Raw genomic sequence first — 20,360 nt, 5'->3', positions numbered from 1 at the left:
ATTTCCTTCATCTTTTCGGCGGCACGCATCTTTCCGCATGCGTGGCCGACACTATACCCTTTGATCTCGATACCCTTTGATCTCAGGGCTATCGGCGTTCTATCCTGCGGCAAGGCAAAAATCGAGGAAATGCATTCATGAAACTGACCTGGTACGGCCACTCGGCCTTCCGCATCGAAACCGGTGACGCGAAGGTCCTCATTGACCCCTATCTGATTGGCAACCCGTCCTGGACAGGCGGATGGGAAGGACCGGCCGAAGGGATCACGCATGTCCTGCTGACCCATGGACACAGCGATCATATCAGCGGAGCCGTCGAAGTGCTTGGCAAGAGCGGCGCGCAACTGGTCGCCAATTTCGAGATCTGCATGTACCTGGTCGGCAAGGGCATCAGCGGCGATAAGATCAATCCCGGCAACATCGGCGGCACCGTCGATTGCGGCGGCTTCACCACCACCTTCGTCCAGGCGCTGCACTCCTCCTCGTTTGGCGAAGACGGCGGCAAGAACGTCTATCTCGGCAATCCCGGTGGGCTGGTTCTGCATTTCCCGGAAGACAGGACGCTCTACCACATGGGCGATACCGACATCTTTTCCGACATGGCGCTGATCAACGAATTGCACGAGCCGAAGATCGGCATCGTGCCGATCGGCGACCGCTTCACCATGGGCGGCGCCGTGGCGGCCCTTGCCTGCCGCCGCTTCTTCAAGTTCGACACGGTCATCCCTTGCCATTTCGGCACGTTTCCGATGATCGATCCGACGCCGGAGAAGTTCGAAGCCGGCATGGAAGGGTCCGGCGTCAAGGTGGCCTTGCCGCGGCTCGGTCAGACGATTACCATCTAGAAACGGTCAAAGCGGAACAAATCCATGGCGTTGGGGCGATCTCTTTGCGTATCGATGTTTGTCGCGGCGTCGCCCGCGCTTGCCGCCGATGACTTCATCGAGGGCGTCTATCTCCAGTCGGAGGAACTTTGCGCGCAAGCCAAGAAGGATACGCTGCAGACGCTGATCGATGCCGGCAATATCGTTCTTTCGAAGAATGGCCTGCAAGGCGTGGAATACAATTGCGAGTTCCTGCAGATCAGCAAGGCGACACGCTCGCCAAGCTGGGCGGTGACGGCCATCTGCCAGGAGCCAGGCTATGTCTTTCCCGATGTCCTGTCGGTGACGCAGATGAACCCGACGCAGGTCGATCTCGTGTCGGTCCGGCCCATCGACGATGAAAGCGAGGCGAGCGGCAACAGCGGCAGCTATTATCTGTGCGAGGGCATTGCCCCGCCGTGAAGCTGTTTGCCCGATTGTCGGCCGGCGCATGTTGCGCGCCGCGCGCCGCGCCGCTATAGCCCGGACTGGTTTTCCCGAGGCAAGTCCATGTCCGTTGATGTCAAGACAGTGAAGCGCGTCGCGCATCTCGCCCGCATCGCCGTGAGCGAGGAGGATGCCGAACGCATGACCGGCGAGTTGAACGCCATACTGGGCTTCGTCGAGCAGCTGAACGAGGTCGATGTTTCCGGCGTCGAGCCGATGACGTCGGTGACGCCGATGGAGATGAAGAAGCGCGGCGATGTCGTCACCGACGGCAACAAGGCGGCCGACATCGTCGCCAACGCGCCGGCGACCGACGAGAATTTCTTCCTCGTGCCGAAGGTCGTGGAGTAAGGCGCCGATGGCAATCGAGATCGCCGTCGAAACACCGCTGCAGGACGACGTGCGCGGCCTGGTCAAGGAACTCAACGAGACCTTGCTGGAATTGACGCCGGCGGAGCACTGCTATCATCTTACGGTCGAGCAGATGGCGGGCCAGGACACCACCGTTTTCATCGCCCGCGATGAGGGCATCGCCATCGGCTGCGGGGCGCTGAAGCGCCATGGCGACGCCGTTGGCGAGGTCAAGCGCATGTACACGCGGCCTTCGCATCGTGGCCGCAAGATCGGCGCCAGGATCGTCGAGCTGGTCGAGGCGCTGGCGAGGCGGGAAGGGCTGAAGCGGCTGGTGCTGGAGACCGGCGATCGCCATCCTGCCGCCTGGGCCGTCTATGAACGTGCCGGGTTCTCGCGCTGCGGGCCGGTGCTGGATTATCCCGATTCCGAGTGGTCGGTGTTTTACGAAAAGAGCCTTTGATGAGCGACCTGACCCGACTGACGATTTCGCAGGCCCGCGCCAAGCTGCGCGCCAAGGAAATCACCGCGACCGAGCTGACGGAAAGCTACCTCTCGGCTATCGACCGCGCCAATCCGGCGCTCAATGCCTATGTCGCGGTAACCGGCGATAAGGCGCGCGACATGGCCAAGGCATCAGACACCAGGCTGGCCAAGGGCGAGGGCGGCGCGCTGGAAGGCATTCCGCTCGGGATCAAGGACCTGTTCGGCACCGAGGGCGTCCATACTCAGGCCTGCAGCCACGTGCTCGACGGCTTCAAGCCGCGCTATGAATCGACCGTCACATCAAATCTGTGGGCTGACGGCGCTGTCATGTTGGGCAAGCTCAACATGGATGAATTCGCCATGGGCTCGTCCAACGAGACATCCTATTACGGTCCGGTCATCAACCCTTGGCGGCGTTCGCGCCTCGATACGGTGGTGATGCCGACGACGCATCAGGGTGACGGCGGCTTCGTATCGGCTGGCGGCACGAAAACCCAGCGCAGCCTGGACAATGCGCAGCTGGTGCCGGGCGGCTCGTCCGGCGGTTCGGCGACCGCCGTCTCGGCTTTCCTGTGCGCCGGCGCGACGGCGACCGACACAGGCGGCTCGATCCGCCAGCCGGCCGCCTTCACCGGTACCGTCGGCATCAAGCCGACCTATGGCCGCTGCTCGCGCTGGGGCATCGTCGCCTTCGCTTCGTCGCTCGACCAGGCCGGCCCGATTGCGCGTGACGTGCGCGACGCAGCCATCCTGCTCAAGTCGATGGCTTCGGTCGACCCGAAGGACACCACGTCCGTCGACCGGCCGGTGCCGGACTACGAGGCTGCGATCGGCAAGCCGATCAAGGGCATGAAGGTCGGCATTCCCAAGGAATATCGGGTCGACGGCATGCCGGAGGAGATCGAGGCCCTGTGGCAGAAGGGCATTGCCTGGCTCAGGAATGCGGGCGCCGAGATCGTCGACATCTCCCTGCCGCACACCAAATACGCGCTGCCGGCCTACTACATCGTCGCGCCCGCGGAAGCGTCTTCCAACCTCGCACGCTATGACGGCGTCCGCTATGGTCTGCGCGTGCCGGGCAAGGACATCGTCGAGATGTACGAGAAGACCCGCGCCGCCGGCTTCGGCCGCGAGGTCAAGCGCCGCATCATGATCGGCACCTATGTGCTGTCGGCCGGCTACTACGACGCCTACTATCTGCAGGCGCAGAAGGTGCGCAACCTGATCAAGCGCGACTTCGAAAACGTCTTTGCCGCCGGCGTCGACGTCATCCTGACCCCGGCGACACCGTCGGCCGCCTTCGGCATCGCCGACGAGGACATGGCCGCCGATCCGGTCAAGATGTACCTCAACGACATTTTCACGGTCACCGTGAACATGGCTGGCCTGCCGGGCATCGCCGTGCCCGCCGGCCTCGATCCCAAAGGATTGCCGCTCGGCCTGCAGCTGATCGGCAGGCCGTTCGAGGAAGAGACATTGTTCCAGACCGCCGCCGTCATCGAGCAGGCGGCCGGCACATTCCAGCCTGAGAAATGGTGGTAAGGATTTCGCCCGTCTCGAGGGAGGAGCGATGTTCTACTATCTTTCCAAGGTCTTCTGGTTCTTCATCCAGCCGCTTAACCTGACGATCTTCCTGCTTTTGGCGGGGCTGATCGCCGGGGTGACCGGCCGGCGGCGGCTTGCCGTCACCGGAAGTGCGCTGGCGTTTCTGATCCTTGCGTTGTCGGCCTGGACGTCGCTCGGCGCCATGATGCTCAATCCGCTGGAGGAACGCTTCCCCAAGCCGCCTCTGCCGGCAAAAATCGACGGCATCGTCGTGCTCGGCGGCGGCTTGGAGGGCGCCATCAACCTCGCGCGTGGCGGCTATGAATTGAGCAGCGGCGGTGATCGCATGGTCGAGACGGCGATCCTTGCCCGGCGCTTCCCGCAGGCCAAAGTGGTCGTGTCGGGCGGAAACGGTTCGCTTTTCCTCGATGGCGAGGGCGACGCCGACACCGCGCCGCGCCTGCTTGGCGCGCTGGGTGTTTCGGCCGATCGCCTCGTTCTCGAGGATAAATCCCGCAACACCTACGAGAATGCGGTCTTCAGCCGCGGACTTGTCGAACCCAAGCCGGGCGAGACCTGGCTGCTGGTGACGTCGGCCTTCCACATGCCTCGCGCCAAGGCGCTGTTCGACAAGGCCGGCTTTCCAACCGTTCCGTGGCCGGTCGACTATCGCACTTCTGGCAAGGAGGGCGTCGGCCTGTTCCGGGACAATGCGGCCGACTCGCTCGAAAATACGACCATGGCGGTCCGCGAGTGGATCGGGCTGTTCGCCTATTGGCTTTCCGGGCGCATAGACCGGCCGTTTCCGGCGCCGGGCGGCTGACCGATGACTGCGCGCCGCGCCGCCGAGAAGAACTGGCGCCGCACCAGCACGGCCAGCAGCAGAAGCGTCGACAGCACGAACACCACCGGATCGACGAACCAGCCGAGATAACCGATCGAGAAGAAGACGCCGCGCAGGCCCGAGTTGAAATGCTTGCCGGCCAGCATGTTCATTTGCGTCGCGCGCCACACGGCCGTCTCGGTGACCGGATTGCGCGAGGCTTCGCCATGCGGGATCGGCACGGCGCCGATCAGGATCGAGCAATAGTTGAACAGCCGGTAGGCCCAGCCGAACTTGAAGAAGGAAAAGGCCAGGATCAGCACCAGCCCCAGCACCTTGATCTGAAAAGCCGCCCGATCCGGCACGCCGCCGAGCGGCAGGTCGCTCAGCACCTCGATGACGCGGTCGGACGCACCAAGCAGCGCGAAACAGCCCCCCAGCGCGATCAGCGAACTGGACGCGAAGAACGCGGTTCCCTGCTGCAGGCCGCTCATGATGGCGGTATCGACGATGCGGATCTCGCGCTCGGCCATGGTGCGCATCCAGGCCTCGCGTTGCGCATTCATGGCGGTCGTCAGGGACATGCGGCTGACCAGCTTGCCGTCGGATGCGAGCGTGTGCAGCAGCCATGCGAGGAGGAAAAAGCCCAGCGCCGCGAGATCGGTCGTCGACAGATAGGAGGAATCGCCCATGGTTGAGCTTACCATATCCCGCGATTGGTTCGGTCACCGGCTATGGAGACAGACAACCAATGTCGCTGCCGGAGCAAACAAGGTCGGCAGGCGTTGCGCCGCGATTGTCAAAAGAGCGGAAACATCGGGGGAATTCCTATATGTAGTCCTCGAAGCGCGCCCCAGGAGACAAAGTGTTCCTTTCGGTTTTCGACCTGTTCAAGATCGGCATCGGCCCTTCGAGCTCGCACACGATGGGGCCGATGACGGCCGCGCGCCGCTTCCTCGACGAGGTAGCGGGCGACGACTGGCCGCGCCCCGCCGGCGCCAAGGTCGCCCGCATCGGCGCCAGCCTGCATGGCTCGCTCGCCTATACCGGCATCGGCCATGGCAGCGACCGTGCGGTCATTCTCGGCCTCGCCGGCCAGACGCCGCAAACGGTCGATCCCGACCAGGCCGACGGCATTGTCGCCCGTATCACCGCCGACAGGCGGATTCCACCGCCCGGTCACCCGACCTATCATTTCGACCCGGCCACCGATCTGGTGCTCGACCGCAAGACACCGCTCACCGGTCACGCCAACGGCATGGCATTCCATGCCTACGACGCCGGCGGCCGGCTGCTGCTCAAGCGCATCTATTATTCGATCGGCGGCGGCTTCGTGGTTTCGGAAGAAGAGCTGCAGCGGCTGAAGACCAAGGGCTCGGTCACGACCGAGGGCAAGAAAGTGCCGTATCCCTTCAAGAATGCGGCCGAGATGCTGAAGATGGGCGCCAAGAGCGGCCTTTCCATCGCCGAGATGAAGCGCGTCAACGAGGAGACGCAGATGTCGCGCGAGGAACTCGACACCGGCCTCGATGCCATCTGGGACGCCATGAAGGGCTGCATCGACCGCGGCCTGTCGCAGGACGGCATCATGCCGGGCGGCCTTAAGGTGCGGCGCCGCGCCAGGCAGCTGCATGACAAGCTGCAGGAACAGTGGCAGCAGAACCGGCCGAACCCGCTGCTCGCCAATGACTGGCTGTCGATCTACGCGATGGCGGTCAACGAGGAGAATGCGGCCGGCGGGCGAGTCGTCACCGCCCCGACCAATGGTGCCGCGGGCACGCTGCCGGCGGTGCTGCGCTACTGGCTGCATTTCCATCCCGAGGCCGACCAGCCGAGCATTCGCGACTTCCTGCTGACGGCTGCCGCCGTCGGCGGCATCATCAAGTCCAACGCGTCGATCTCGGGCGCCGAGGTCGGCTGCCAGGGCGAGGTGGGTTCCGCCTCGGCGATGGCGGCCGCCGGCCTGTGCGCCGTCATGGGTGGCACGCCCGAACAGGTGGAGAATGCCGCCGAAATCGCGCTCGAACATCATCTCGGCATGACCTGCGACCCGGTCGGCGGGCTGGTGCAGGTGCCGTGCATCGAACGCAACGCGCTGGGTGCCGTCAAGGCGGTCACCGCCGCGTCCCTGGCGATCAAGGGTGACGGCACCCATTTCGTGCCGCTCGACGCCGCGATCGAGACCATGCGCCAGACCGGGCTCGACATGAACGAGAAGTACAAGGAAACCAGCCTTGGCGGCCTGGCGGTCAATGTCGTGGAATGCTGAGGACGAACGTCTGGCACTGTGGAGAACTCGCGCAGGCCGTTGACGCGTTCGCGCCCCGGACTAAACCTTAGCGCATGGCTCTCAATCTCCTAAAGCTTTGCGTCGGCTGCGACAGCGTCGAGGATCTCGAAGAGTGGATCGCCTTCCGTCTTGACGAGCGCCGCCGTGCCGGCGAACCAGCCGAACACTGGCACACCACCCGCATGATGCCCACGCGTGGCGACGAGGTCACCGATGGCGGCTCGCTCTATTGGGTCATCAAGGGCAGCGTGCAATGCCGCCAATTGATCACGGAAATCCGGCCGTTTACCGATGATGACGGCATCGGCCGCTGCCATTTGATGCTCGACCCCGAGGTGGTGCGCACCGACTGGCAGCCGCGCCGCGCCTTCCAGGGCTGGCGCTACCTGAAGCCGGTGGACGCGCCGGCCGATCTCGGCAAGGGCAAAGCCGGCTTGGTCGAGATGCCGCCGAAACTCAGGCGCGAACTGGCCGATCTCGGCTTGCTCTAGACGTTGGGCGGAAGGATTGCCCGTTCCCGCGCTGGCCTTTTCTGGCCCTCAATCTTGCCCCGCGCTGGACTTGCAAGCAGCGCGACAACGCCACATCTTGAATCCATGCGCGATGAAGAACTGTCGGGGCCGGAATGGCTCGCGGCGTGCGGGAACCAGTTCGCATGATGGTCCTCTTCCGCTGGGGTAAAGGTCATGATTCTGGCGCAGAAAAAGTGTTGAAGGACATCACGCGGCTGTCCAGGCGGACAGGATATCGGCGGGGCGACGGGAAATGTTAGGCGCAATTATCGGTGTGGTCGCGTTGTTGCTGGTGCTCCTGGGAGCAGCCACGGCCTTTCTCCGCGCGGATCCGGCGCAACTGGCAAGCGGGATGAGAAAACTGGGGCCGATCCTGCTGGCGCTGGTCGGCGCCGCCGTGCTCCTTGTCGGTCGCCAAGGCATAGGCGGCGTCATGCTGTTCGTGGCAATCGCCTGGTATGGCGCCATGCACACGGGCCGGCCAAAGGCCAGGCCGGTTGCTGGAAAACGCGCAACCGTGCGGACGGCGGCACTCGAGATGGAACTCGATCACGATACGGGCGGCCTTGAAGGACTGGTCCTGGCTGGCCGCCACGATGGCAAGATGCTTGGCTCGATGACCCTTGCGGAGTTGCAGCATCTCTACCGCGAACTCTCCGGCGATGCGGAGAGCCGGCAACTGCTAGAGACGTATCTTGACGGCAGATTTCCCGTCTGGCGCAAACACGCTGAGACGAACGGTGGCGAAAGGCTGGGTGTTGCGCCAGGTCCGGGCGCCATGACTAAGGAGGAGGCCTACAAGGTCCTTGGTCTTGAAGCGGGGGCCGCCGCGGCGGATGTCCGCAAGGCGCACCGCCGCCTGATGCAGCGCCTGCACCCCGATATCGGCGGCACGTCTTTCCTGGCGGCGCGGATTAACGAAGCCAAGGACGTCTTGCTCTCCAACCACAATTAGTCTCCTTCGACGCAGTATTTTTCCGGGAGATTGTTGCCGCGCCGTCCTATTGCTGGACGGCGTAGCACTCGATTTTCTTCTTCTTCAAAGCGGTGCAGGCCTTCCAGGCGGCGTCCTTCGACCCGAAACCGCCGAAACGGGCGCGGTAATAGGTGACGCCGTCCTTGTCGAAAGCGACGGTGAAGCCGGAAGCGTCGGCCAGCACCTTGGGAGCCTGCCTGGTGGTCTTGTCGAGGAAAGCCTGGGCCTCGGATTGCTTGGGCGACGACGCGACCTGGATGGCCCAGCCCGACGGAACCGAAGCGGTGTTGACGGGGTCAACGGCCGGCGTGGGCTCGGCATAGGCGGCCACGACCTGCGCGGTGGCGACCTTGGGGGCGGCGACGATGACCGTTTTCACCTTCTTTGCCGGAACAACCAGCTTGGGCGCCTCGGCCTCGGCCGAATCCTCGTCCTCGCTGTCGCCCTGGGCAACGGTCGCGTCGTCCGCGACAGCGGTATCGTCTTCGGCCACGGTCACCGGCTTTTCGTCGGGGGTCGGCGCGTCGTGCTTGGGCAGGAGAACCTTCGCAAGGGCCTTGATGGGGTTGCTGTCAGCGTTGGCGACCAGATCGCCGCCACCACGAGTCGAGGCTCTCGGCAAATAGGTGTTGATCAAGCCAGCCATCTGGTTGTCGCGGCTGCCGCCCGACGTGCCACCCATGACAACGGCGACAAGACGCCGGTTGCCGTCGTTGACGGACGAGACGAGATTGAAGCCGGAGGCGCGGGTATAACCGGTCTTGATGCCGTCGACGCCCTTGATGCGCCCGAGCAGTCGGTTGTGGCCGTTGATGCGCTGGCGCCCATAGAGAAAGGACCGCTGCGCGAAATAGCCGTAGTACTGCGGGAAATGCTCCCGAAGCGCGATGCCGAGCGTGGCCATGTCGCGAGCGGTGGTGAACTGCCCCGGGTCGGGGAGGCCGTTGGCGTTGCGGAATACGGTGCCATTCATGCCGAGCTGCCGCGCCTTGGCCGTCATCATGCGGGCGAAGTTGGTTTCGTTGCCGCCGATCATTTCGCCGAGCGCGGTCGCCGAGTCGTTGGCCGACTTGGTGACGATCGACAGGATCGCGGTCTCGACGCTGACCGATCCACCCGGCTTCACGCCGAGTTTGGTCGGCGCCTCGGCGGATGCATGGGCCGAAAATACGACCGGCGAGTTTCTGTTGATCTTGCCCTTCGCCATCGCTTCGAAGGTCAGGTAGAGCGTCATCATCTTGGTCAGCGAGGCAGGGTAGCGCCGGCCATCGGCGTTAGCCGAGTAGAGCACCTTGCCGGTCTTGGCATCGACCACGATGGCAGCCGACTTCGCCGCCAGCGACGAGGCTGCGCCCGCGACGACGAATGTCATCGCCATGGCGAGGATCATGATCGTTTTGAAAGGAAACGCGGATTTGGAAACGATGCCCGACAACGCCTGACGCACTGGTAGTTCCTTTGAATTTCTCGTTGCGCTGGAGGCGGCAAAGGGATCCTGCCTCACTTCCGGCCAAGCTAGCGGGGCAGCGTTACCAATCCGTTTATGGTAACCGCCGCGTTCACCATTTTCTGGGAGTTTGAGCCTTCCTTTATTCGAATTTTAGCCATTGCCGCTGCCTGGAGGGTCGCGAGCCCCCGACTTCTTGACTTTTGTGCACTGCACAATATATATTATGCATTGCACAACGGCGCTCGGGGCAGGGCGCGTCAACCGTCCAGGGAGAGTACGAAATGACCCAGACCTATGAGGACTTCTCGAAATACGGCAAGGAGTTCGCCGACACCGGATTGAAGAGCTTCGCCTCCTTATCAAAGGGCGCGCAGGCGATCGCCACCGAGGCCGGCGAATACACCAAGAAGAGCTTCGAAGCCGGCAGCGCCGCTGTCGAGAAGCTGTTCTCGGCCAAGTCGCTGGACAAGGCGATCGAGATTCAGTCCGATTATGCCAAGCAGTCCTACGAGGCGTTCGTCGCCGAGGCCACCAAGATTGGCGACCTCTATGCCGAACTCGCCAAGGAAGCCTACAAGCCGTTCGAATCGGTCGTTGCCAAGGCGAAGTAATTTTCGCCCGGGCGAGTGATTTCGCCCTGGAATTTCAAATCCGGCCCTTTGGGCGCGGGAAGAGCCCGGTCGTGGAAACGCGGCCGGGCTTTTTCATGCCAATTTCCGATCCGCGACGGCGTACCGCTTCACGATTGCGAAAATCCGCCAAGAAAATCAGCGAAGTTGGTCACCTAGCCATATTGTCAGCTAACCAGAAGGGCTTAAAATCGTCCATCGAACACCTACATGTTGAACTCGCATGGGGATTCGAAAGAGGCAGGATTACGTGACTTCAGGTTTGACTGCCACGAGACAAGTGGCGCGGATGCAAAACGGCGGCGGCGACGGCAATGAGGCCGGCCGCGGGACGGCCGTCATCACGCGCACCAAAACCAAAACCAAGAAGCCCAGCCTTTACCGGGTTCTCATCCTTAACGACGACTACACTCCGATGGAGTTCGTGGTTCACGTGCTGGAGCGTTTTTTCCAGAAGGACCGCGAAGCCGCCACACGCATCATGCTTCATGTTCACAATCATGGGGTGGGCGAGTGCGGGGTCTATACATTCGAGGTGGCCGAGACCAAAGTGTCTCAGGTCATGGATTTCGCCCGACAGAATCAGCATCCGCTGCAATGCGTGATGGAGAAGAAGTGAGGTAACATGCCGGCTTTCTCCCAAGGCCTGGAAAAGGCGCTTCATCAAGCGCTGACGCTCGCCAACGAGCGGCACCATGAATACGCAACCCTTGAACATTTGCTGCTCGCGCTCATCGACGACACCGAGGCGGCCGCCGTCATGCGCGCCTGCAATGTCGATCTCGACGAGCTGAAGCACACGGTTCTCACCTATATCGATACCGAGCTCGACAATCTGGTCACCGGCTACGACGAGGACTCCAAGCCGACGGCTGGTTTCCAGCGCGTCATCCAGCGCGCGGTGATCCACGTGCAGTCGTCGGGGCGCGAGGAAGTGTCCGGCGCCAATGTGCTCGTAGCCATCTTCGCCGAGCGTGAAAGCCACGCCGCCTATTTCCTGCAGGAACAGCAGATGACCCGCTACGACGCGGTCAACTACATCTCGCATGGCATCGCCAAGCGCCCCGGCGCATCGGAGAGCCGCACCCCGCGCGGCGCCGATGACGAGCAGGGCGGCCAGAACGGCGCCGAGCCGCAGGAGGAAGGTGGCAAGAAGAAGCAGCAGCAGGACGCGCTGACCGCCTATTGCGTCAATCTCAACAACAAGGCCAAGGCCGGGAAGATCGATCCGCTGATCGGCCGCGAGAGCGAGATCAACCGCACCATCCAGGTGCTGTGCCGCCGCTCCAAGAACAACCCGCTCTATGTCGGTGACCCCGGCGTCGGCAAGACGGCGATCGCCGAGGGGCTGGCCAAGCGCATCGTCGAGGGCGACGTGCCGGAAGTGCTGCACAATGCCACCATCTTCGCGCTCGACATGGGCACGCTGTTGGCCGGCACGCGCTACCGCGGCGATTTCGAGGAACGGCTGAAGCAGGTCGTCAAGGAGCTTGAGGATTATCCGGGCGCCGTGCTGTTCATCGACGAGATCCATACGGTGATCGGCGCCGGCGCGACTTCAGGTGGCGCGATGGATGCGTCGAACCTGTTGAAGCCGGCACTGTCTTCGGGTGCGATCCGCTGCATCGGTTCGACCACCTACAAGGAGTTCCGTCAGTTCTTCGAGAAGGACCGCGCGCTGGTGCGGCGCTTCCAGAAGATCGACGTCAACGAGCCGACCATCGAGGACGCCATCGAGATCATGAAGGGTCTGAAGCCCTATTATGAGGAATTCCACAAGGTGAAGTTCACCAACGAGGCGATCAAGGCTTCGGTGGAGCTGTCGGCGCGCTACATCAACGACCGCAAGCTGCCGGACAAGGCGATCGACGTGATCGACGAGACCGGCGCCTCGCAGATGCTGGTGCCGGAAGCCAAGCGCAAGAAGACCATCGGCATCAAGGAGATCGAAGCCACGATCGCCACCATGGCGCGCATCCCGCCGAAGACGGTTTCGGCCGATGACGAGAAGGTGCTGCAGGGCCTCGATATCGAGCTCAAGCGCGTCGTCTACGGCCAGGACACCGCCATCACGGCGCTGACCTCGGCGATCAAGCTGGCGCGTGCCGGCCTGCGCGAACCGGAAAAGCCGATCGGCTCGTACCTGTTCTCGGGCCCGACCGGCGTCGGCAAGACCGAAGTCGCCAAGCAGTTGGCCGCCTCGCTCGGCGTCGAACTGATCCGCTTCGACATGTCGGAATACATGGAACGCCACACGGTCTCCAGGCTGATCGGCGCGCCTCCCGGCTATGTCGGTTTCGACCAGGGCGGCCTTTTGACCGACGGCGTCGACCAGCATCCGCACTGCGTGCTGCTGCTGGACGAGGTAGAGAAGGCGCATCCGGATCTGTTCAACATTCTGTTGCAGGTGATGGACCACGGCAAGCTCACCGACCACAATGGCAAGCAGATCGACTTCCGCAATGTCATCCTGATCATGACCACCAATGCGGGCGCATCCGATGCCCAGCGCGCGGCGATCGGTTTCGGCTCGACCAAGCGCGAAGGCGACGATGTCGAGGCGATCAACCGGCTGTTCACGCCGGAGTTCCGCAACCGTCTCGACGCGATCATCCCGTTCGGCTCGCTGCCGGTGCCGGTGATCCACCAGGTGGTGCAGAAGTTCGTCATGCAACTGGAAGCTCAGCTTTCCGAGCGTGGCGTCACCTTCGACCTGTCGCCGGACGCGATCGCCTGGCTGGCCGACAAGGGCTACGACGAACGCATGGGCGCGCGGCCGCTCGGCCGTGTCATCCAGGAGCACATCAAGAAGCCGCTGGCCGACGAGGTGCTGTTCGGCAAGCTGAAGAAGGGCGGCACGGTGCGCGTCACCGTCGAGAAGAAGGAAACCGGCGAGACCGGCCTGAAGCTCGAATCGCTCGCCGACGAGGCGCCGGTGAAGCCGAAGAAGGAAGAACCGGAAGACGCGCCGCAGCCGCCCAAGGCCGTGGCCAAGAAGCCCGCGGCAAAGAAGGCCGTGGCGCAGAAGCCGGAGCCCAAGGGCAAGGACGGCGGCAAGCGCAGCCTGGTGCCGCAACTGCCCAGAAAGGGCTGAGCCTGACAAGAAGTCGAAGAGAGCCCCGGAAACGGGGCTTTTTTCATTGGCACAATGAGATGCGCATGGCCGGGCAAATCATCATCCTCAACGGCGCGCCGCGTTCGGGAAAGTCGAGCATCGCCCGGGCCATCGGGGAGAGCTTTGACGGCCCATGGATGATCTGGGCGTCGACAGCTATGAACTGATTACGCCGCCGCCATATCGTCCCGGAATAGGCCTGCGCCCTGGCGGCGAGCGGCCCGATCTCGAAGTTTTCGTGCAGCGCTTCTATGCGGCCCTTTATGAATCGATCGCCGCCCATAGCCGGTTGGGCGAGAATGTCGTGGCGGATGTCGGTCACCACGAAGCCTATTCCAAACCGCTCCACATTCTGGCCGATTGCGCGCGACGGCTTGCCGGCCTGCCGGTCCTGTTTGTTGGCGTTCGCTGTCCGATCGAGGTCGTCATGGAACGGCGCGCTGCCAGCGAGCCGGGCAGGGGCTACGTCACCGCCTCGGCTGGTAATCCCGTGCCTTCGCCCGTCCGCCTGTGGCAGGAAGAAGTGCACAAACCCGGCATCTACGACCTGGAAGTCGATACCTCGCTGTTGAGCCCGCACGACTGTGCCGGGGCAATCCTGCAGCGTCTGGCCGGCGCACCGGAGCCATCGGCGTTCCAGACTGTGGCGCAATTGCCGATTGACGGACAGTAGAGGTCAGTTCCCGAGCGCCGCGCCAACTTGTTTGTCGCATCTTCGATCAAACCGGAAGCCGACTGCCACCAGTCTCTTGGATCAATGGAAAGACGATACGCGGCTTTCGGTGCGGTCGCATCCGGTGGCCGCGCGTGCTATGGGCGGCACATGTCGACCCCAGACGCCACAGCGCCTCGTTCCACCTGGTTCCTGCGTGGTGTTGGCGCGGCGTTTTCCCTGCCTGGCCTTATCCTCATCAGCTCGTTTATCGGCTTCGCCGCCCTGGCGAAAGACGCCGGGGTCACAGTGACACAGGCCGCTTTCATGACCGCAACGGTGTGGGCGTTGCCATCGATGGTCGTGCTGGTGGGCGCGGTCACATCGGGTGCAGCGCTGCCTGCGGCGATGTTGGCCGTCACATTGTCCGCCATACGTCTGATGCCGATGGTAATGGTGCTGGTACCCGAGATGCGCACCAGAACGACCCGGCAGTATGTGCTCTATCTCCTCGCGCATTTCGTCGCTGTGACGTCCTGGGTGCTCGCCATGGAGCGCCTGAAGCGCGTTCCGCCCAGCATGCGTACGACATATTATGCCGGCCTTGGCGCGATGCTGGTGATGACGAACGTCGTTGTCGTGACAGTCGTGTATGCCGTGGCGGATGCGCTGCCGTCCGCTGTTTCAGCGGCGTTGCTTATGCTGACACCGATGTATTTCCTGACCTCGTTGTGGGGTTCCGCGCGCGAACGGGTAGGGCATGTGGCAATGGTCCTGGGCCTCGTCCTCGGGCCGTTCTTCCACATCCTGCTGCCGCGGATCGACTTGCTGGCCGCCGGACTTATCGGTGGTACGGCCGCCTATGGCTGGCACCTGTGGCGGCGCAAGGCGCGCGCGGCGTGAGTTATTTTTCCAACGGCGCCTGGTGGTGGCCATACCTGTTCATTCTCGTTGCCGGCTTCGCCGCGACCGATGTCTGGCGCATCCTCGGTGTCTACCTCGGCGGCAAGCTTTCCGAAGATTCAGACCTGCTGGTGCTGGTTCGCACGATGGCGACCGCGCTTGTCGCCGCCGTCATCGGCAATTTGATTGTCTTTCCGGGCGGCGCGCTTGCGCATACGTCGCTTGCCTTGAGGATAGCGGCGGTCGCCCTGGGCTTCGTCGCTTATCTGGCGTCGGGAAAGCGCATGGTCGTCGGCATTGCCACAGCCGAGCTTCTGCTGCTGGCCGGACTTTACCTGAACTTTTGATTGCTCGCCGCGTCAGCCCGCCAGAGCCGCTCGGATCTTGCCGGCGTTTTCGGCCAGAACTTCCGGTTTCTCCATCTGCCCGGTATGCGGCTTGAGCGGCACGCCGTCGAAGCGCGGAAGGACATGGACGTGGAGGTGATAGACGGTCTGGCCCGAGGCCGGTTCGTTGAACTGCATCAGCGTGAGACCGTCGGCATCGAAAGCCTTTTTCACCGCCACCGCCACCTTCTGCACGACCGTGAACAAGGCGCCGAGCGTTGCCGGATCGGCATCGAGCAGGTTGCGCGACGGCGCCTTCGGCACCACCAGCGTATGGCCCGGTCCTTGCGGCATCACATCCATGAAGGCCACGACAGCCTCATCCTCGTACACGCGGTGCGAGGGGATTTCTCCACGCAGGATCTTCGCGAAGATGTTGTCGGTGTCATAGGCGGCCTCAGCCATGGCGAACGCTCCGGAGTGTGCCTTGAAATCCGGTGTAGCGAAGCCGCTTCCGAGCGGCAAGACGAGGCCGCGGCGCGATCAGTCGAGATCGCCAATATCTTTGCGGAACGGGGTATGTTCTTCCAGATATTCGCCCATCCGCTCGACCTCGCGCCGCTCGCGCTTGAGATAGTCGGCGACCGCATTGCGCAGGCCCGGGTGTGAAATGTAGTGTGCCGAATGCATGGTCACCGGCCGATAGCCGCGCGCCAGCTTGTGCTCGCCTTGCGCGCCCGCCTCGACCACCTTCAGCTTGCGTTCGATGGCGAAGTCGATGGCCTGGTGGTAGCAGACCTCGAAATGCAGGTAGGGGTGATCCTCGATGCAGCCCCAGTTGCGGCCGTAGAGCGCATCGGAGCCGATGAAGTTGATGGCGCCGGCAATGTAGCGTCCGTTGCGCTTGGCCATCACCAGCAGAATGTCGTCCGCCATGCGTTCACCGATCAGCGAGAAGAACTGGCGGTTCAGATAGGGGCGGCCCCATTTGCGGCTGCCGGTGTCCATATAGAAGGCGAAAAAATCGTCCCAGGCCTTTTCGGTCAGGTCCTTGCCGGTGAGCCAATCGATCGTGATGCCATCGGCGAGCGCTTCGCGCCGTTCCTTCTTCATCGCCTTGCGCTTGCGCGAGGCAAGCGTGGCGAGGAAGTCGTCATAGGTGGAGAAGCCTTCGTTGAAGAAATGGAATTGCTGGTCGGTGCGATGCAGGAAGCCCGCGGCCTCCAGCGTCGCGACGTCGCTCTCCTGCGCGAAGGTGACATGCGCCGAGGATACGCCGAGCTTGTCGGTCACCATTTTCAGACCGGCGGCAAGCCCGGCCTTCACCGCATCCTGATCCTCGCCTTTCCCGACCAGCAGGCGAGGGCCGGTAACGGGCGTGAATGGCACGGCACTTTGCAGTTTGGGGTAGTAACGGCCGCCGGCGCGCTCGAAGGCATCCGACCAGCCGTGATCGAACACATATTCGCCCTGGCTGTGCGACTTGAGATAACAGGGAACGGCGCCGAGCAGCCTGCCTTGCGCTGTTTCCAGCCGCAGGTGATGGCCTTGCCAACCGGTACGCCGCACGGCGCAGCCGGAATCTTCCAATGCGCTCAAAAAAGCAAAGGAAACCAGCGGATTGTAGTCCGTCTCTCCGTCACCGCGCGTGGTTCCGGCAAAGCCGTTCCATTCGTCGCGGGTAAAGGCACCGATGCCGGCGGCGATGCGGATCGAATAATCCGCATTCGCCGGTTGTTCGTCGCCATCGTCGCCCTGATCCATGAGGCTTATTTAAGCTCCATCCAAGCCGCTACAAGTCACGTTTCAGACACTCTGCTCAGGCGACCTCGACCAGGTCGGGTTCGAACCCTTCGAATGTCATCTGGTCGGCATATTTGAACGTCAGGTCGATCGCCGGCTGATCATGGACCGTCCAGGTGATGACAGGCATTTTGAGCTTTTCACGCACAAAGCTGACGAACGGGTTGGGCAGGTCGCCGGCGGCATAGGAGGTAAAGGAGAGCTCGTGTGCCAGCATGGAAAAATGGGCTTCGATCAGCTTGGCGTCCTTGCCATAGGCGGTCAATCCAGCCGGAATGCCGGGCGCGTGCCTGGGGAAATCGCGGATCAGCCAGTGATCGAAAGACATGATCGCCGCCTTGCCCTTATAGCGCGTGAGCATCTTGCCGACGCGCGCCACCAGCCCTTCGTCGCGACCAGGGGTTCCTTTCAGCTCGATAACCATGGGCACGCGGCCATCGACGAGATCGAGCGTTTCTTGCAGCGTCGGCACGTGATCGGCCGTGCCGCCAACCTTGAGCGCGGTCAGTTCAGCCGCGCTGCGTTGCCAGACGAAACCGTCCTGCCCGGTCAGCCTTTGCAAATCGTCGTCATGGATGACTATGGGAACGCCGTCGGACGACAGATGCACGTCGCATTCGATCGCGTAACCGCGTTCGGCCGCGGCAGCGAAGGCGGCAAGCGTATTTTCCCAGCGCGTCTTGTTCATGTCATGGAAGCCGCGATGGGCAACCGGCCGGGCAGTCAGCCAGGAGAGGTCGGTCATGTCTTCACCTTCACTCATTCGACTTCGAAGATCGCTTCGATTTCGACCGCCGCATTGAGTGGCAGGGAGGCGGTGCCGACGGCGGAGCGAGCGTGCTTGCCGCCCTCGCCAAGCACGGCAACCAGGAAATCGGAGGCGCCGTTGGCGACAAGATGCTGCTCGACGAAGTCGGGGGCAGACGCCACGAAGACGGTGATCTTCACCAGGCGGCGGATCTTCTCGAGGTCGCCAAGTGCGGCCTTGGCCTGCGCCAGGATGTTGATGGCGCAGTATTTCGCCGCGTCCTTGCCGGTTGCCGTGTCGACGTCGCGGCCGAGCAGGCCGCTCGCCTGCAGCTTGCCGTCCTTGAGCGGCAATTGCCCCGCCGTGAACAGCAGGTTGCCTGATCTGCAATAGGGCACGTAGTTGGCGGCGGGCGCGGCGGCAACAGGAAGCGTCACGCCGAGATCGCTTAGCCGCTTTTCGATTGTTTCACTCATTGCTTTTCCCTATTGCTGGAAGATGCCGCGCTGGCCGGGCCGAAATTGCTATTTTTGCCTCGCTTCCGCCACGACTTTTTTTAAGCTGGACCATCTTTCCCTGCGGCCTGCCATCAGCCGCGACGATTGGAGTACCTCATGCGCGCAGTGCGCCTTGCAGTCCACGCCGCTCTGTTGTCGGCGCTCTTCCCCGTAGGCTCCGCTTTCGCCGTCCCGGCGTTGCAGGCGCATCGCGCCGTCTATGATCTCACTCTCAAGAAGGCGGATGACCGATCCGGCATCACCGGCATCACCGGCCGCATGGTCTACGAGTTCAATGGCTCGGCCTGCGAAGGCTATACGGTGAAATTCCGTTTCGTCACCCAGATCGCCACCAATGACAACACGAAGCTGACCGACCAGCAGACCACCACCTTCGAGGACGCGGAAGGCAAGATGTTTTCCTTCGTGACGAAGTCCTTCGTCGACCAGAACCTCGACAAGGAGGTGAAGGGCGTCGCGACGAAGAATCCCAAGGGCCTGAAGGTCGATATCGACAAGCCGGAGAAGAACAGCCTGGAACTCGCGGCCACCCAGTTTCCGACCCAGCATCTGGTCGAACTGATCGGCAAGGCGGAAAAGGGCGAGAACTTCTACCAGACCAATTTGTTCGACGGCTCGGAGGACGCCAACAAGGTGATGACGACCACGGTTGTCGTCGGCAAGAAGACCGAAGCCGACAAGGCCGACCCGGAAGCGCCGGCACTGGCGAAGCTTGCCACCGACAAATATTGGCCGGTCGACATCGCCTATTTCGACGACAGCGCCCAGAACGGCGAGGAAGTGCCGGAATACCGCATTAGCTTCAAACTGCACGAGAACGGCATCACCCGCGATCTCACCATGGACTATGGCGACTTCTCCATGACCGGCAAGCTGGTCAACCTGTCGCTGTTCGACCAGACAAAGCCTTGCCCCGTATCGAAATAGCAGCGAGGCGCAAGTGAGTTGGCCGCGGCGGGCTTGATGGCGGTCTATGTCGATGCGGCGATCTGGAAATGGGCTGGTCATCTCTGGTGCCATCTCCTGGCCGACGACACCCACGAGTTGCATCGCTTTGCGGCTGAACTCGGCATCAAGCGCGCGTCTTACCAGGGCCCGCCCAAGACATCCGCTCCACACTATGACATAACCGGCTTCGAGCGCGACCGTGCGGTGCGGCTCGGCGCCATCGAGTGCAGCCGCGAGCAGATCGTCGCCATCTTCCGGCGCGTGCGGGTGCCCAACGGAAAGGCCAAGCGATGACACCAACGGCATTCCTGGCTTACTGCGCCGCCGTCACGCTCGCCGCCGCCACGCCGGGACCGGCAATGTTCGCGGTCATCACCAACGGCGTATCGCGTGGGTTCCTGCGGGCCTTCATGGCCGGCGTTGGGGTCGCCGCCGGCGACGCCGTGCTCGTCACTCTGGCGCTGCTCGGGCTGGTGGCCCTGGCTCAGACCTTCGAATGGATTTTTCTCCTGCTGAAATACGCCGGCGCCGCCTATCTGATCTTTCTCGGCGTCAGGATGTGGCGGGCCTCGGCGACGCAATCGAACGAGCAGGGGACGGGGCAGGCGAAATTGTCCCGATCATTCTTGCTGGGCGCATCCATCGCATTGGGGAACCCGAAGGCGATCCTGTTCCATGCCTCGATCATGCCGCTGATTCTCGACCTCGATACGATGACGTTTTTCGATGGCCTGCTGGTGGTGGCGACCGTCATCAGCGTCAATATCGTGACCATGGGGGTATATGCCGCGCTCGCCGGCCGGGCTTCGGGCTGGTTCAGGACGCCGCGGCGGATGCGGCTGATGAACAGGTTTGCCGGCAGCGCGATGATCGGCACCGGAGCGCTGATTGCCGCACGCTAGGCGTTAAAGCGCCGTCCCGCTTGCGTTTGTCGGACTTCCCCTCTATATGCCCGCTCATTCCACACACGGACTT

Annotated in this window: 23 protein-coding genes and 1 pseudogene; 18 read left to right on the top strand and 6 right to left on the bottom strand. The window is 62.8% G+C overall.

Annotated elements, in window-relative coordinates:
* The first annotated feature begins 137 nt into the window (after nucleotides 1-137).
* From FJ948_RS01215 to FJ948_RS01190, 6 genes are all read left to right on the top strand, one after another.
* Nucleotides 138-845: a metal-dependent hydrolase gene (locus FJ948_RS01215; protein ID WP_140701400.1), complete on the top strand. Its 708-nt coding sequence runs from the start codon at nucleotides 138-140 to the stop codon at nucleotides 843-845.
* 24 nt (nucleotides 846-869) lie between these two features.
* Nucleotides 870-1,286, top strand: a complete 417-nt coding sequence (locus tag FJ948_RS01210; RefSeq protein WP_140701399.1) for a hypothetical protein — start codon at nucleotides 870-872, stop codon at nucleotides 1,284-1,286.
* 87 nt (nucleotides 1,287-1,373) lie between these two features.
* Nucleotides 1,374-1,661 carry an Asp-tRNA(Asn)/Glu-tRNA(Gln) amidotransferase subunit GatC gene (gene gatC, locus FJ948_RS01205; RefSeq protein ID WP_015317757.1) on the top strand — a complete coding sequence of 96 codons (288 nt, stop codon included), beginning with the start codon at nucleotides 1,374-1,376 and terminating at the stop codon, nucleotides 1,659-1,661.
* Between the two features lie 7 nt (nucleotides 1,662-1,668).
* On the top strand, nucleotides 1,669-2,124 hold the full coding sequence (locus tag FJ948_RS01200) for a GNAT family N-acetyltransferase (protein WP_140701398.1): 456 nt from the start codon (nucleotides 1,669-1,671) through the stop codon (nucleotides 2,122-2,124).
* Complete coding sequence (locus FJ948_RS01195) at nucleotides 2,124-3,689, top strand: amidase family protein (protein ID WP_140701397.1); 1,566 nt, start codon at nucleotides 2,124-2,126, stop codon at nucleotides 3,687-3,689. The genes FJ948_RS01200 and FJ948_RS01195 overlap by 1 nt, the downstream gene beginning before the upstream one ends.
* Nucleotides 3,690-3,717: 28 nt before the next feature.
* Nucleotides 3,718-4,515, top strand: a complete 798-nt coding sequence (locus FJ948_RS01190; protein ID WP_140701396.1) for a YdcF family protein — start codon at nucleotides 3,718-3,720, stop codon at nucleotides 4,513-4,515.
* On the opposite strand, the gene FJ948_RS01185 is transcribed toward FJ948_RS01190, so the two are convergent.
* Nucleotides 4,464-5,207 (bottom strand): DUF599 domain-containing protein, encoded by a 744-nt coding sequence (locus tag FJ948_RS01185; RefSeq protein ID WP_140701395.1) that lies wholly within the window; start codon nucleotides 5,205-5,207, stop codon nucleotides 4,464-4,466. The genes FJ948_RS01190 and FJ948_RS01185 overlap by 52 nt on opposite strands.
* 173 nt (nucleotides 5,208-5,380) lie before the next feature.
* Between FJ948_RS01185 and FJ948_RS01180 the strand changes: the two genes are divergently transcribed.
* The 3 genes from FJ948_RS01180 (at nucleotide 5,381) to FJ948_RS01170 (ending at nucleotide 8,272) form a co-directional block, all read left to right on the top strand.
* Nucleotides 5,381-6,784: an L-serine ammonia-lyase gene (locus FJ948_RS01180; RefSeq protein WP_140701394.1), complete on the top strand. Its 1,404-nt coding sequence runs from the start codon at nucleotides 5,381-5,383 to the stop codon at nucleotides 6,782-6,784.
* Between the two features lie 74 nt (nucleotides 6,785-6,858).
* A complete protein-coding gene (locus FJ948_RS01175; protein ID WP_140701393.1) occupies nucleotides 6,859-7,296 on the top strand; it encodes a DUF1489 family protein in 438 nt (145 codons plus the stop codon).
* Between the two features lie 274 nt (nucleotides 7,297-7,570).
* On the top strand, nucleotides 7,571-8,272 hold the full coding sequence (locus FJ948_RS01170) for a DnaJ domain-containing protein (RefSeq protein WP_140701392.1): 702 nt from the start codon (nucleotides 7,571-7,573) through the stop codon (nucleotides 8,270-8,272).
* Between the two features lie 46 nt (nucleotides 8,273-8,318).
* Here FJ948_RS01170 and FJ948_RS01165 read toward each other — a convergent pair whose 3' ends face one another.
* Complete coding sequence (locus FJ948_RS01165) at nucleotides 8,319-9,740, bottom strand: D-alanyl-D-alanine carboxypeptidase (protein ID WP_140701391.1); 1,422 nt, start codon at nucleotides 9,738-9,740, stop codon at nucleotides 8,319-8,321.
* 284 nt (nucleotides 9,741-10,024) lie between these two features.
* Between FJ948_RS01165 and FJ948_RS01160 the strand changes: the two genes are divergently transcribed.
* From FJ948_RS01160 to FJ948_RS01135, 6 genes and pseudogenes are all read left to right on the top strand, one after another.
* A complete protein-coding gene (locus FJ948_RS01160) occupies nucleotides 10,025-10,354 on the top strand; it encodes a phasin family protein (protein WP_140701390.1) in 330 nt (109 codons plus the stop codon).
* A gap of 307 nt (nucleotides 10,355-10,661) precedes the next feature.
* Nucleotides 10,662-10,991, top strand: a complete 330-nt coding sequence (gene clpS / locus FJ948_RS01155; protein ID WP_010909565.1) for an ATP-dependent Clp protease adapter ClpS — start codon at nucleotides 10,662-10,664, stop codon at nucleotides 10,989-10,991.
* Nucleotides 10,992-10,997: 6 nt separating this feature from the next.
* Nucleotides 10,998-13,466 carry an ATP-dependent Clp protease ATP-binding subunit ClpA gene (gene clpA / locus FJ948_RS01150; protein ID WP_140701388.1) on the top strand — a complete coding sequence of 823 codons (2,469 nt, stop codon included), beginning with the start codon at nucleotides 10,998-11,000 and terminating at the stop codon, nucleotides 13,464-13,466.
* 65 nt (nucleotides 13,467-13,531) lie between these two features.
* Nucleotides 13,532-14,160, top strand: a pseudogene (locus FJ948_RS01145) (chloramphenicol phosphotransferase).
* 150 nt (nucleotides 14,161-14,310) lie between these two features.
* Nucleotides 14,311-15,042 (top strand): AzlC family ABC transporter permease, encoded by a 732-nt coding sequence (locus tag FJ948_RS01140; protein WP_140701387.1) that lies wholly within the window; start codon nucleotides 14,311-14,313, stop codon nucleotides 15,040-15,042.
* The gene (locus tag FJ948_RS01135) at nucleotides 15,039-15,389 is read left to right on the top strand and encodes an AzlD domain-containing protein (RefSeq protein ID WP_140701386.1); all 351 of its coding nucleotides are present in this window, start codon (nucleotides 15,039-15,041) and stop codon (nucleotides 15,387-15,389) included. The genes FJ948_RS01140 and FJ948_RS01135 overlap by 4 nt, the downstream gene beginning before the upstream one ends.
* Before the next feature lie 12 nt (nucleotides 15,390-15,401).
* Here FJ948_RS01135 and FJ948_RS01130 read toward each other — a convergent pair whose 3' ends face one another.
* The 4 genes from FJ948_RS01130 to FJ948_RS01115 form a co-directional block, all read right to left on the bottom strand.
* Nucleotides 15,402-15,833 (bottom strand): HIT family protein, encoded by a 432-nt coding sequence (locus tag FJ948_RS01130; RefSeq protein WP_140701385.1) that lies wholly within the window; start codon nucleotides 15,831-15,833, stop codon nucleotides 15,402-15,404.
* Nucleotides 15,834-15,911: 78 nt separating this feature from the next.
* Nucleotides 15,912-17,132, bottom strand: coding sequence for a GNAT family N-acetyltransferase (locus FJ948_RS01125; protein WP_140701384.1), 1,221 nt, complete (start codon nucleotides 17,130-17,132; stop codon nucleotides 15,912-15,914).
* A 55-nt stretch (nucleotides 17,133-17,187) separates the two neighbouring features.
* Nucleotides 17,188-17,916 (bottom strand): glycerophosphodiester phosphodiesterase, encoded by a 729-nt coding sequence (locus FJ948_RS01120; RefSeq protein ID WP_140702174.1) that lies wholly within the window; start codon nucleotides 17,914-17,916, stop codon nucleotides 17,188-17,190.
* Nucleotides 17,917-17,930: 14 nt separating this feature from the next.
* Complete coding sequence (locus FJ948_RS01115) at nucleotides 17,931-18,395, bottom strand: RidA family protein (RefSeq protein ID WP_140701383.1); 465 nt, start codon at nucleotides 18,393-18,395, stop codon at nucleotides 17,931-17,933.
* Nucleotides 18,396-18,533: 138 nt separating this feature from the next.
* Here FJ948_RS01115 and FJ948_RS01110 point away from each other — a divergent pair, with 138 nt between their 5' ends.
* The 3 genes from FJ948_RS01110 to FJ948_RS01100 are packed head-to-tail and all read left to right on the top strand — an operon-like array spanning nucleotide 18,534 to nucleotide 20,287.
* Nucleotides 18,534-19,364: a cell envelope integrity EipB family protein gene (locus FJ948_RS01110; RefSeq protein WP_140701382.1), complete on the top strand. Its 831-nt coding sequence runs from the start codon at nucleotides 18,534-18,536 to the stop codon at nucleotides 19,362-19,364.
* 36 nt (nucleotides 19,365-19,400) lie between these two features.
* Nucleotides 19,401-19,679, top strand: coding sequence for a DUF4031 domain-containing protein (locus FJ948_RS01105; protein ID WP_140701381.1), 279 nt, complete (start codon nucleotides 19,401-19,403; stop codon nucleotides 19,677-19,679).
* Complete coding sequence (locus tag FJ948_RS01100) at nucleotides 19,676-20,287, top strand: LysE family translocator (RefSeq protein WP_140701380.1); 612 nt, start codon at nucleotides 19,676-19,678, stop codon at nucleotides 20,285-20,287. The genes FJ948_RS01105 and FJ948_RS01100 overlap by 4 nt, the downstream gene beginning before the upstream one ends.
* The last annotated feature ends 73 nt before the right edge of the window (nucleotides 20,288-20,360 follow it).

The sequence above is a fragment of the Mesorhizobium sp. B2-3-12 genome (assembly GCF_006442205.1).
Taxonomy (GTDB): domain Bacteria; phylum Pseudomonadota; class Alphaproteobacteria; order Rhizobiales; family Rhizobiaceae; genus Mesorhizobium.
This window is presented reverse-complemented; position numbering and strand designations above follow the sequence as displayed.